The organism is Mesorhizobium sp. L103C131B0 (assembly GCF_000502275.1).
Lineage (GTDB): Bacteria > Pseudomonadota > Alphaproteobacteria > Rhizobiales > Rhizobiaceae > Mesorhizobium.
Genome location: NZ_AYXC01000003.1, coordinates 408,295 through 420,485 on the forward strand (window position 1 = coordinate 408,295; position 12,191 = coordinate 420,485).

A 12,191-nucleotide genomic window follows, 5' to 3' on the forward strand; every position below is an offset into this window, starting at 1 on the left:
CACAGCGGGAGAGCGGCGTTTCACACTGGCGAAAGCGGCGCAAACAGCAACGGCCTGCCGCTTGTCCTCTTTGGTCTGCCATAGAACATGTGGTAGGCTCAACATGGCTTGGGTGGCAAGTTGCGAAATATCCCTGAACGTGAGGTCGTTAACACAAGAAGGGCTTCGAACCTGCCACACTAGCGCTCAGGAGGGGCACGACCCATGCCGAGTGAACAACGCGCCGCGCTTGTGCAGACGCCGGTCGGCGCCGAGCTGTTGACCTTTACGCATCTCGTCGGCCGCGACGAGATCAGCCGCTGCCTTGCCTACACCGTTGGATTTGTCTCGACCAATGCCGATGTCGACCCGCTGAAGATGCTGGGCGGCACCGTTTCGATCGAAGGGGAGGCCGACCCCAAGCGCTGGTTCAGCGGCCTCATCGCCGAGTTTCGCCTTACCCGCATCGAAGATCGGCTGGCTCACTATGAGGCGGTCGTCAGGCCGTGGCTGTGGTTCCTCGGCAATACCACCGACTGCCGCATCTTCCAGGACAAGACTGCCGTCGAGATCGTGGAGGAGATTTTCTCCAAATATGGCGGCATCGCCAAGTTCGAGAAGCGCTTGCAGGGCTCCTATCCGCCGCGCGAATATTGCGTGCAGTACGACGAGAGCGACCTCGATTTCGTGCAGCGGCTGCTCGAGCATGAAGGCATAATGTACTTCTTCGAGCATGCCGAGGGTGAGCACACACTGATCCTGGCCGACGCCATGAGCAAGCTGAAGCCAGCGCCGGGCTATGAGACGGTGCTCTATCAGTTCGAAGGGCAGGGCTCGCGCCGCGACGTCGAGTACATCACCGACTGGATTCCAGGCAGCGCGGTGCGCCCCGGCGCCTATGCCCACACCGACTATGATTTCGAGAAGCCCGCCGCCGATTTGATGGCGAAGTCGGCACAGCCCTTCGGCCACAAGCAGGCTGCCGGCGAGAACTATCGCCACCCCGGCGCGCATCTGGAAGTCGGCCGCGGCGACAGCCTGGCGGCGATCAGGCGCGAAGAAATCCAGGCGGCGCATATGCGCATTGCCGCCGTCGGCACCGTGCGCGGCCTGTTCTCCGGCTGCACCTTCAAGCTCGACGGCTTTCCGCGCAAAGACCAGAACAAGGAGTATCTGGTCGTCAGCGCCGAATACCGGCTGTTCGATCCGGGCTACCGCGCCGGCGTCGACACCGATGGCGAGAATTTCAAGGTCGTGCTCGGCGTGGCGCCGACTTCAGTCGCCTATCGGCCACCGCGCATCACGACGCGGCCGATCATGCGCGGGCCACAGACGGCGACGGTCGTCGGTCCGTCCGGCGAGGAAATCTTCACCGACAAATATGCCAGGGTGAAGGTGCAGTTCCACTGGGACCGCCTGGGCAAGAAGGACCAGAAGAGCTCCTGCTTCGTGCGCGTGTCGCAGACCTGGGCCGGCAGCGGCTGGGGCTTCATCCAGATTCCCCGCATCGGCCAGGAAGTGATCGTCGATTTCATCGAAGGCAATCCGGATCTGCCGATCATCACCGGCCGGGTCTACAACGCCTCGCAGATGCCGCCCTACGGGCTGCCCGGCAACGCCACGCAGTCGGGCTGGAAATCCAACTCGTCGAAGGGCGGTGGCGGCTACAACGAGCTGATGTTCGAGGACAAGGCCGGCTCCGAACTGGTCAATTTCCAGGCGCAGAAGGACCATCACCTTCTGATCAAGAATGATCGCCAGAAGCTGGTCCAGCACGACCAGTCCGACCGCATAGACCACGACGCCAAGCACTCCGTCGGTCACAACCTCGACGAGGACGTCGGCAACAACAAGACGGTCAAGGTCGGCGTCGACCAGACCACCAATATTGGGTCGAACGACACCGAGACGGTGGGCAAGAACCGCTCACTGACGGTGGGGGTCGATGAGACGATCAACATCGGCTCGAACTCCACGGAGACCATAGGTGCCAACCACACCCAGACGGTTGCAATCGTCCAGACAGTGACCGTTGGCGCGGCCCGGGTCGATTCGGTCGGAGCATCCGAGACCCGAACTGTGGGCGGTCCGCAGACGAACACGATCGGTGCGACGCGGTCGGTCACCGTAGGTGCTGCGCAGAGCCACGATATCGGCGCGGCTGATAGCTGGAACATCGCGGCGGCGCAAAGCGTCAATGTTGGCGCCGATCAGAGTTTCACCATCGGCGGGGCACAGTCGTCGCAGATCGGCAAGGGCAGGTCGGCAAAAATCGCTGCGGACGACGCAACCGATGTCGGCGGCGGGCACGCGCTCAAGGTCGGCAAAGGCAGCGGAATCCAGATAGCCGAAGACAGTGTGATCAAGGTCGGCAAGAATCTGATGATCGAGGCGGCCGACTCGATCACGCTCAAATGCGGTTCGGCCTCGATCACGATGAAAAAGGATGGCACCATTGTCGCTGATGGGAAGGATATTACCCTCAAGGGCAGCGGCAAGATCACCGTCAAGGCCGACGGCGAGGTGATCGTCAAGGGCAGCACGATCAACAACAATTGAGGGCATCATCATGGAAGTGCTGGAGCGTATCGACGGCGTCGTGATCGGCCTGCTGATCGGCTTCCAAGGCGGGGCGCCGCTGGTTGTCTTCGTCGGCAATCCGCGCGAGACCGCGATAGCGGCGCGCAGCCTGACGGAGCTGGACGTTTCGGCCGTCGGATCCGAACTGGCTTTGCTCTTCGAGGGCGGCGACCCGGCGCGGCCGCTGGTGGTCGGGCGCATCGTCGATCCTGCGCCCCGCGGCAGGAGCCTCGAAGTCGTCCGCGACGGCGAACGTGTCGTCATTAACGGCGATGAGCGCATTGAACTGCGCTGCGGCCTGGCATCGATCATTCTGGAGAAGAATGGACGCGTGACCATTCGTGGCACCCAGTTGACCAGCCAGGCCAGTGGCACCAACCGCATCCGCGGCGGGGCCGTGCATCTTAACTGAGGCATTGCCGATGCACAGCATCGCGACCATTGCGGCGATCGTGGACCAACACGCCGAGGACGCGGCGTTCCTGTGGCTTCGACGTCGTCTGGAGATCGACGGTCCAATCCTCGACGAGACCGATATCGGCCGCATCGACCAGCGTCTCGAAGCCAATCTCGAAGGGCTCATGGCAGCCGGCAACGCCGGTTGGGAAGCTGCTCAAGCGCGCTTCGCCGACTACGCCGAACCGGGCGAGATTTTCGTGCTTGGCACTCTGGCAATGCGTTGGAGCGATGCCAAATTGGTGACCTCTGCAATCGACGCGGGCGCAAGCCTAGGTGACGCCGGCATATCGAGCCTGTCTGCCGCGATCGCGCGCACGCCGGGCGAAAACCTGCGCCCGTTCGTGGCGCAGTGGCTGGACACGCGCGACGCGCGGCTGCGCTGTCTTGGGCTATCTGCGCTCTGGCATCATCGCGTCGATCCGGGACAGCGCCTGCATGATCTGGCCAGCCATTCCAATGCGAACGTGCGTTGGCGCGCCGTCCGGCTCGCCGGCGTGCTCAGGCGGCGCGACCTGCTTCCGGAAGTCCTGGCTGGGCTTGACGGCGAGACAACGAAAGAACGTCTTGCGGCCGCCTTCGCTGCTTGCCTGCTTGGCGAGGCTCGGTCCGCGCACTCGGTGATCGACAAGATCGTGCTGACGGAGACGGACCATGCGCAGGCGGCGATCGAGTTGCGCCTGCTGACGACGCCGCCGAAGGCCGGCAAGGCCTGGCTGCAATCACGTCTCGGACAGCCTGTCTTGCGCATCGCGGCCACGGCATCGATCGGGCTGCTCGGCGACCAAGCGGTGGTGCCGTGGCTGATCGAGAAGATGCGCGAGCCGGAACTGGCATCCGCAGCGGGTGCAGCACTTCGCGATCTGTTCGAGGTGGACTTCGGCGACACCGACCTTTTCGTTGCCGATCCAGCTGTTCTTGGCGAGGGCTTTGCCCAACTCGACGACAGCTCGCTGCCGGCCGCCGATCGCGTCGAAGCATGGTGGGACGAAGGGCGCGGCGGGCGCAACCATCGTCTGTTCCGTTCGATGCGCAGGCTCAGGGTGGATGCGTTGCGCGCGGCAATCGCCACGCCCGAGGCGCCGCTGGCAGACTGGCGCAGGACACGCAAGTTCCCGGCGTGGATGTGATCGCTTTCGCCGAGGGAAGGCTTGTCCCTCCGTTCAGCGTTGGCGGAGGTCGGTAAGCGCGATCGCCGACCGGTTGCCACCCTCGGATGCAAGCTCGCAGGCTGCGACGCGGCCCGGCGCGTAACCGCTTATAAAACTGTCGGCCGCCAGCATCAGAACAAGTGCCGCACTAGCGGCTCCAATGTCGCCGACCGTCATCGCAGGGTAGGCTGTCGGGAATATCTCGCGGTGCGTGCGGTAGAAGCGCGAGCGACCGACCAGTTGTTCGAGTCCGCTGTACCGTTCCCCGTTTCCATTGCTGACAAGGAACTCGATATCGGGTTCCTTGGGTCCGGACCCGCTGAAGGCAGCAAGCAGCGAAGCCACCATCGCACGGCCTTGACTCTGGCGTTCGGAAAGAACGCTGTCGATCTCTTGAGCCAGGCCCGCCCCGCAAATCATTGCGGCCGGCCCGCTCCCCGGCGCTCGCGTCAGGCGCACGAAGACAGCGCCCTCGCCAGGGACTGCCCCTTGAGCATTGTTTTCGGATTTCAGACGATTGGCTCGCATCAAGCGCGCAATGTCGGTCCCGTTGACGAGGCTGTCCACACCACCCAGCAGCACCTGCGCGACGGTCCCGGATTCTAGCATGTCGCCGGCATAGTCGAGCAGTCCGGCGCTGGCTGCGGCACCGCCGTCAAATACGCGCGAGCCGGCATTGAAGCGCAGGCCGCATCGCTCGAAAATGGCATTCAAAAGGCGCCCCCGCTCGACCTCTTCATACGCCGGATGGTCGCGGAAACTCTCCGGCAGCGCGAGCAGAACAGCGGTCTGGTCCGGCGTTGCCTTGTTGTCGAGCATCGCCTCCTTGAGAGCGCGGGCGCCCATGCTGGCGAGCCATACCCCGTCATTGCGTCGCAGGCCCGCCTTGGCTGGAATGCGTGCCACGATCTGTGTGGTGGGAAACGGCTCTGAAAGAGGCACCTCCTGAAATGCTGACAGGTTGGCGCGAATGGCTGAGATGGTCTGGCGCGCGTTCAATCCAGCAGGCGTGACGGCGCCACCAACCGAGATGTAGAGCGGCCGCTTCACGGCTGCCACGCCGAGCGATCGCGCAGGGCCCCGTCGCCGCCGAGAAGATTGAGATAGAGTTTTCGCTTGCGGCGCGCATTGATCCAAACAGGAGAAATGTGGCCGAAGGCGATTTCCCGCAGCGCCGGCACGTTGCGCCGGATTACCACTGCCAAACGAGCCTTAAGGGTCACGCGCTTCAAGTCAGGCTCGATGAGCACGGTGTCAGGCTTGAACGCGTTTTCTTCTACACGATCGTCATAAATGAGCCGAAGCGGGGCCGTGATGCGCGGCAGGCGGAAATCCCATCTGCCCGAAGCCGTCATGCCGATCACCGTGATATCCTCGCCGTTGCCGATGCCGGCCATCTGCTGATCGGCTGGGGCGCACATATAATGCCGCGTGTCGAAGTCTTTGGGAGCGAGCGGCCATTGGGATTCGAGCCAAGCCTTGTCATAGGTTCCGGCGAAAGCCAGGCGCGGTTGCCAGCCCCGGCCAATCGTCCCGAATCCCGCCGGCCTCAGGGATTCCCCAGGTCGGGCTTGCGCTTCGCCCGGATACATGACGTTGGGCGCCTCGGTTCTGACCGCAGGATCTGCAGACCGGGCGTTATGGTACCCCACGCCGACTGGGTTGCGCTGGTCCGTGCGCAAGTCTTCCAAAGTGCCGCCATAGGTGCGTTCATAGACGATCGGCATGGTCCGGAAAGGCGCCGGTGCGCTGTAGCCGCCGGAGTCGTAGATCCGGTCCCCGACGACCTGCAATACCTTGCGGATCGAGTTACCAACACGCAGGCCAACCTGCATCTCGCGTACCGGCCTTCCATCCGGCGCGTGCGCGACGCCATTCACGATCACCTCGGCGCCAGGCTTGACGGGCGCGATGTCCGCTTCGTAGCGGGTCGATGAAAGGGCCGGATCGCCAAAAGGCTCATCGCCAAAGATCACCGGCACCTGTTCGGCCGCTGGCTGGAATTCCTTTCCTTCATCCGTCGCCGTGAAACTTGCCGATAGCATGACAATCAGAGTTTCTTGGCCGTCAGCATTCAATTGGACGTGCGTCGCGGCGGCGAAGGGTGTCCTGTTTTCCAGCCAGACATCGAAGGCCATCGTTCAGCACCACCGGCCGTTTTCATCAAGCCCGATCGGCCAATAGGGCATGGCCGTCAGCAGTTCTACATATTCCTTGTTGCCTTCATCGACGACCCATTGCAGCAGGAACACCTCAGGCGCGAGGCGGTCGGCCGCGGGCAGCGTTTCCCCCACCGCAACGCATCGCAGCCAGTATTCCCGCACGAGCCACACCACCGCCGGATGATTCGCCGGGCCGGCCGCTGCATCATCCAGCTGGGCCGTGATCGCTTGATTGACGGTCAGGCCGCCATCGACCAGTTCGTCGAGGCCAGCTTCCCAGATCTCGGAAGCCACCTCGAACGTCTCCTGCAAGTCAGCGAGGTAGGCCTTGAACAGGGACCTATAGGCAGCAGAGGCCTCGCGGCGCGAAAGGCGAATTCCATGATCGGGACCGACAACGTCCTGGGGTGCGTTGAGAAGCCGGTTCAGGCCGAGTTCGACACTATGATCAATCCGCATTGCCATCTTCTTCTAGCCTCAGCACATTTCGAGAGATGGATCCTCGCCGATCGGGACATAGACGAAGTACTTGAAGTACTTGAATAGTTCCGTGTCGTATTCGGACATCATTTCGACCAGCAGCAGATTGGGCGGCACGGGACCGCTGGCGTCCGCTTCGTCGCCATCCTCACCCCAGTTCGATTCATCGTCCTCGTCGTCATCATCGGTCTGTCGGGCGTACCGTTCAAGGTTCAGGCCATGAACCTTGAAGTAGTGCTTGCGGTAGATCGCCAGAATCCGTGGATGGGCCACCAGCCCGGCGGGCCAATGCAGATTGGCTATGTTCTCACCGGAGGCGTTCAGGCGCTGCTGCAGTGCGCCCCACCATTCCTCGATCGCCGGCATGACGGCGTGGAGCTCTGCGGTCCACGCATCGATTATCGCCGTATAGTCAGCGTCGAGATCGGCAAAACCCGTTGCACTCATAGCCTAGATCCCCCGAGCGTTCATGAACTTCCTAATCGCCTTGTTGTCCACCTTCGACTGCCGGCCCGGCTGGCTGTTGCTGTGGCTGGAGCAATGCGGCCTGACGTAAAGCGCTTTCATCGCATCCTTGAAGCCTTGTGGGACGATCTCTATATTGCATCCACCCGCGTACCACGCTGCCTTCTGCGTCGGCTGGTGATCGGCGATCAGCGGGGCTTCCTTCCCCGAAATTTGCCGGTTGACCTTGGCCTCCAGTCGCTTGATCGCGGTCTTGTTCTTGCCGGTCGTGCGTTTCTTCAACCTGTCAAGGTTACGTTTGCATTCCCAGCATGGCCGGTTCTGAACCTTGGCTTTCTGCGGGCCTGTTGGCTGGGTGTAATGATCGTCGTAGCAATAATCGGTCGTGCATTTCTTCTTCTCTTTCACCAGAAGAGCATTGCGGAAGTTGACCAAGGCGGCGGTATCGATGGTGTTCGGGAGTGGACTTGCCGTGTTCTGCTCCATGGTGTCGCCATGGCGGCAGACACCCTTACCCTCCACCTTGACGACGAACGACCAGAGCTTGAACACTCCCTTGCCCTTGATCTTGTGCGTTATGACCCCCGCGCCGAGGCCTTGGGTGGCCGGCTCGTTGCCGGTGCTGGTCGCAACCTCCGACGAGCTTTCGAGCGCGGTCGGATTGCCTTCGATCTTGACGCTCTTACTGCCTTTGGTGAGATCGCTGGAAGACAGCATGTTGACGTATGGAACCGGAACCGGGCCTGCCGGCGGGGAAGGCGGGCTCAAGCACACATCTCCCGGCGCCACGCCCTTGCCGCCGCTTCCTTTGTGGAAGAAGCCCATGCCTTCAGCAAAGACTGTGCTGCCCATCAGAGCTATTCCGTCTCAGGGCGCGGGGCGCGCATTTTCGGCAGGGCGTTGGCCGCCAGGTCGTGAATATCCGAGAACGCGAACTCATGCACCGACCAGTCGTCGAGCCAGAAGCCAATCCGGTTCGGATCGCCATGGCTGTTGCTGGGCGCGGCAAGGTTGGCCAAGCCTTCGGCTATCCAGGACTGCGTCCTCTGCAATTCGACCGCTTCATCAACGATTGACGCAACGCCGTCGAACCATGCATCGTCAGGTGCCGGTGTAGCCCCAATCCCGATGATCGCGAACGGATAGCGGCGTCCCACGCGGTCCTCGCTCATGCGCCATGCGCCGGCACAGGGCCGGTCGCCGAAAATGCCGCTCTTGACGATGAAGCGCCAAACACGCGAATCCAATTCCCCCTCGTCTGGCCTCTCGCGCAACTCCATCGACATCCAGCGGTCCCAGCGGTCGATGAAGGTCCGCGGCAGGTTTACGGCAACGAAATCTCCGGTCGCCGGAATCTTGCCGTAGAAGCCGGGCAGGATCATATCTGCGGAGGACATGAGAATTTCTTGAACATCTGGAGGTTGTAGGGGTTCTCGACACTTGCCGCCTTGAGCTTGAAATCGGCGTACATGCCTTTCGTCCCCAGCCGCAGGCTGTAGACATCGGACAGCGACGTCCCGGTGAAGCGGCCGCCGCGCAGCATCCTCAGCCACGCCCAGCTTCCCGTCTCGTTGAGCATGATTTCGGGCGAGCCGTCGATCGGCTGGAAGGCGAGCGAGATGACGCCGGTGCCGTCCTTGCCGGGCCAGGTCATCGGTTGCGGTCGCGTCGCATTGTTGAAATAGACCAGGTTCTGGCCATCGAGGTTGAGCGTGACGCGGGTCACGTTGGGCGACAGGTCGGTCGGCTCGAGCGTGAAGGCCATCACCGGGCCCTGACCGCCGGGAAAGAGATCGTCGCGGATGCGCCGCGCCTGCTCGAAGGCGGCGAGCGCCGATGGGTCGAGGCCGAAATCGGCACGCCATTTCCAAGGCTGCGCCGAGGTGTCGACATAGCCGATCAGATGGTCGTTGATGAAGCCGTCGATCATCCCTGCCGGTCCGAACAGGCGGGCGAAGTCGCGCACGTTGACGTCGACGGCACTGTCCGGGCTGAACGGATAGCGGTCGTTGAGCGCGGCCTGGCAGAAGGGCAGGATGTCGGCGCGCCAGATGGCGTTGAGCTCGGAGGCCACGGCCTTCTGCGTCAACCCGCTGGTGTCGCCGGCAATGCCGCTCAGCCAGGTGTTGACCGGGTCGGGCAGGATTTGCGCCTGGCGGGCGACGGCGCCGGTCAGTTCGGCAAGCCCGCCCTGTTTCTTGATCGCGTCCTGCGGGTCGGGATTGGCGGTCACCGTCTGCAGCACGTTGGACAGCGCCGTCAGCGCGACGACCGCGGCATCGAGCGCCGGCGGCTGGCCGTCGACCTCGGCAATCGTGCTCTTGAGCGGCTTGAAGTGTTCGGCCACCAACGTGCCGGTCAGGTCGACTTCGCTGGCCGATCCTGCGCGCGGCAACAGCTTGGCGCCGGTCTTGACGATCTTGCCCAGTTTGCCGAGCTTGCCCAGCAGTTTCGAGCCGCCCTTCGCCGCCGCCTTGTCGTCACCGGCCGGCGCGTCGTCCGAGCGGGTGAGGTCGACCTCCTGGACCACCGCCGTCAACAGCCGCTTCAACGCGGAATCGGCACTGGAAAGGTCTTTCAGATTCTCGCTGGCAATGTTGAGGTCGCTGAGCGGCGCCAGCCGCATGTCGCGCAAAAAACTGTCCCACTGCGCGATATAGTCGTCATAGTAGAGCTTCAGGATATCTTCCGACAGCGCCGACACCGACGTCTCGGAATTTTCCGAGCAGCCGCCGGCAAACACGGCGCGGTCGAGTGCCGCCTGGGCGGCCACATCCTCGACCCGGTCGAGGATCGCATCGTGGAAGCCGTCATAGGTGAAGGCGCCTGATATGCCGACGCGCAGCGTCTTGTCGGAGCGTCGCGAAAACACCTTGGCGCCGTTCGGCCCGGCGAAATTGGCGGGGATCCATTCCTTCAATCCGGCCACCGCCGGATCGGCCAGCAATTGCTTGTAGGCCCGCGCCGGCAGCGAGATCGTGCAGACCGTTTTCAGCGCTTCGGCGACCAGCGCCTGGTCGGGCGCGATGTAGCTGTCGTCGACCGCCATGCGCCGGATCGCGGCCAACTGGTGTTCTTCGGCATAGGCGGTCGGGAAGGGCGCGGCCGGCGCGAATTCGGGCAGGTCGTTCACCCACCAATTCTCGACGAAGTCGGAGTCCATCTGAGACAGGCCGGTCATCATGCGGTAGGTCTTGAGTGCGCCCAGCATGAAGTCCGGATCGCGGATCTGCCGCCACATGGTCGCTTCCAGCAACGCCACCATGCGCGGCTCCAACACGTTGCGCAGAGCGTGGTCATAGGTGTCGGTCTGCGCCCGCATCATCTCGGCCGAAGCCGATGGCCCGAGCAGGTCCTGCGCCTTGTTCGGAGGCGCAGTCCTGGCATTGACGACTTCGTCCATGGCGGTCAGCGCAACGTCCATAGCCGGCTGCAGCACCGAGGCGGGCGTCGCGGCGGTCGACGTCAGCGGCGCCTGCAGTGCTTCGAACTGGCCGGCTTGCGCGGCGATGGCGTTGCGGTTGTCGTAGTAGGACCAGGTGAACAGGCCGCCGGCGAGTATGGCCGCAGCCGCGCAGGCAGCGGCGGCACCGCGCCAGATCCAGCTGCGGCGGCGCTGCGCCAGCGGATCGAAAGTGCCGAGCCCGGCCTCCTTGAAGATCACCTCGGTCAAAAGGTTTTTGAGGAAGAAGCTGCGCTTCTCGAAGCGCTGCGCCGGCATCGTGCGTCGTGCCGGCAGCCCGAAGGAGGAGGCCAGCGCTGCGGTCAGCCGATCGATCGGCGCGCCTTCCTGGGTCGCCGAGGTCAGATAGAGGCCGCGCAGCCAGGCTGCCTCCTCGTAGCGGCTCTCGCCGAACATCGCCTCGACCAGCACCTGGATCGGCTCGGACAGGCTTTGCAGCTGTGCGGGAAAGCGGAAGATCTCGGCCCGTTCGGCCAGCTTGTCTTCGTCTTCCAGCCGCGGCACCAGTCGCTTTTCCAGCTCCCTCGACAGCGTCGTGATTTCGCCCGCGATCGTCTTGGCGTCGACGCGCGCATCGAGCGGGAAGGTCGTCCCCCACACCTGTTCGCGCGCCTGCGTCGACAGGCCACCGAAGAAGGCCTCGAAGCCTCTGATCAGATCGGCCTTGGTCAGCATGAGGTAGACCGGCAGGCGGATCTCCAGCCGCTCCTCGAGTTCGGCCAGGCGCCTGCGGATCTTGCGGCCATGCGCCTTGACGGCTTCGTCGCCCTCGGACAGCGCGTCGATCCCAAGCGCAACGATGACGCCGTTCAGCGCCCGGCGGCCACGGTGCTTCTTCAACAGGTCGAGGAAGCCCAGCCATTCCACGGCGTCGACATCGGGCTGGCTCTCCTGCTGGACATAGCGGCCGGCGGTGTCGATCATCACTGCGTTTTCGGAGAAGAACCAGTCGCAGTTGCGCGTACCGCCGATGCCCTGCAGATCGTCGGTGAGGTCGATCGGAAAGTTGAGGCCGGACTGGCGCAAGGCCGTCGTCTTGCCGGTCGCCGGCGGGCCGACGATCACATACCACGGCATCTCGCGCAGGAATTTGCGGCCCCCGAGCTTGCGGCGCTTCAGCTCGACCATGACGTCCTGGAACTTGGCGCCAACCGCGGCGACGTTTTCCTCGCCGGGGCTGAGCCGCTTTTCCTCGACCGGGGCGGAAATCTCGGCGACGAACATGCGGTTGGCGCGGATCGCGCGGCGCTGCGCGACGATCAGCCAGATCAGCCAGAAGATCACCAAAAGCGCGATGATGACGATGCGCACCGTCTCCGACGCCATCGGCACATAGTCGCCGACCCGTACGATCGGGCCGAACACCCAGATGATCAGCGACAGCAGCGCCAGGCCGATCAGCGTCCACAGGAAACGCGAAGTCAGGACCGCCCAGAGGAAGCGCAGGATGAACAT

At 63.4% G+C, this 12,191-nt stretch carries 10 protein-coding genes; 3 read left to right on the plus strand and 7 right to left on the minus strand.

Annotated features, from left to right (window positions below; translation table 11 throughout):
• The first annotated feature begins 204 nt into the window (after nt 1–204).
• From tssI to X730_RS155640, 3 genes are read left to right on the plus strand one after another with little or no spacing between them, the layout of a single operon-like run.
• Nucleotides 205–2,538 (plus strand): type VI secretion system tip protein TssI/VgrG, encoded by a 2,334-nt coding sequence (gene tssI / locus X730_RS155650; RefSeq protein WP_023699764.1) that lies wholly within the window; start codon nt 205–207, stop codon nt 2,536–2,538.
• A 7-nt stretch (nt 2,539–2,545) separates the two neighbouring features.
• Nucleotides 2,546–2,971 (plus strand): DUF6484 domain-containing protein, encoded by a 426-nt coding sequence (locus X730_RS155645; protein ID WP_023682625.1) that lies wholly within the window; start codon nt 2,546–2,548, stop codon nt 2,969–2,971.
• 10 nt (nt 2,972–2,981) lie between these two features.
• The gene (locus tag X730_RS155640) at nt 2,982–4,145 is read left to right on the plus strand and encodes a hypothetical protein (protein WP_023825968.1); all 1,164 of its coding nucleotides are present in this window, start codon (nt 2,982–2,984) and stop codon (nt 4,143–4,145) included.
• Between the two features lie 33 nt (nt 4,146–4,178).
• On the opposite strand, the gene X730_RS155635 is transcribed toward X730_RS155640, so the two are convergent.
• The 7 genes from X730_RS155635 to tssM are packed head-to-tail and all read right to left on the minus strand — an operon-like array spanning nt 4,179 to nt 12,191.
• Nucleotides 4,179–5,225, minus strand: coding sequence for a hypothetical protein (locus X730_RS155635; protein ID WP_023682623.1), 1,047 nt, complete (start codon nt 5,223–5,225; stop codon nt 4,179–4,181).
• Complete coding sequence (locus tag X730_RS0133430) at nt 5,213–6,304, minus strand: DUF2169 domain-containing protein (protein ID WP_023682622.1); 1,092 nt, start codon at nt 6,302–6,304, stop codon at nt 5,213–5,215. Before X730_RS0133430 ends, X730_RS155635 begins: the two co-directional genes overlap by 13 nt.
• A 3-nt stretch (nt 6,305–6,307) precedes the next feature.
• Complete coding sequence (locus tag X730_RS155630) at nt 6,308–6,787, minus strand: hypothetical protein (protein WP_023682621.1); 480 nt, start codon at nt 6,785–6,787, stop codon at nt 6,308–6,310.
• A gap of 18 nt (nt 6,788–6,805) precedes the next feature.
• Nucleotides 6,806–7,255, minus strand: coding sequence for a hypothetical protein (locus X730_RS155625; RefSeq protein WP_023682620.1), 450 nt, complete (start codon nt 7,253–7,255; stop codon nt 6,806–6,808).
• A 3-nt stretch (nt 7,256–7,258) separates the two neighbouring features.
• Complete coding sequence (locus tag X730_RS1000000165220; RefSeq protein WP_023682619.1) at nt 7,259–8,125, minus strand: DUF4150 domain-containing protein; 867 nt, start codon at nt 8,123–8,125, stop codon at nt 7,259–7,261.
• A gap of 5 nt (nt 8,126–8,130) precedes the next feature.
• Entirely contained in the window at nt 8,131–8,655 is a 525-nt protein-coding gene (gene tagF / locus X730_RS1000000165225; protein WP_050588081.1) for a type VI secretion system-associated protein TagF, read from the minus strand.
• Nucleotides 8,652–12,191 (minus strand): type VI secretion system membrane subunit TssM, encoded by a 3,540-nt coding sequence (tssM, locus tag X730_RS155620; protein WP_023825970.1) that lies wholly within the window; start codon nt 12,189–12,191, stop codon nt 8,652–8,654. Before tssM ends, tagF begins: the two co-directional genes overlap by 4 nt.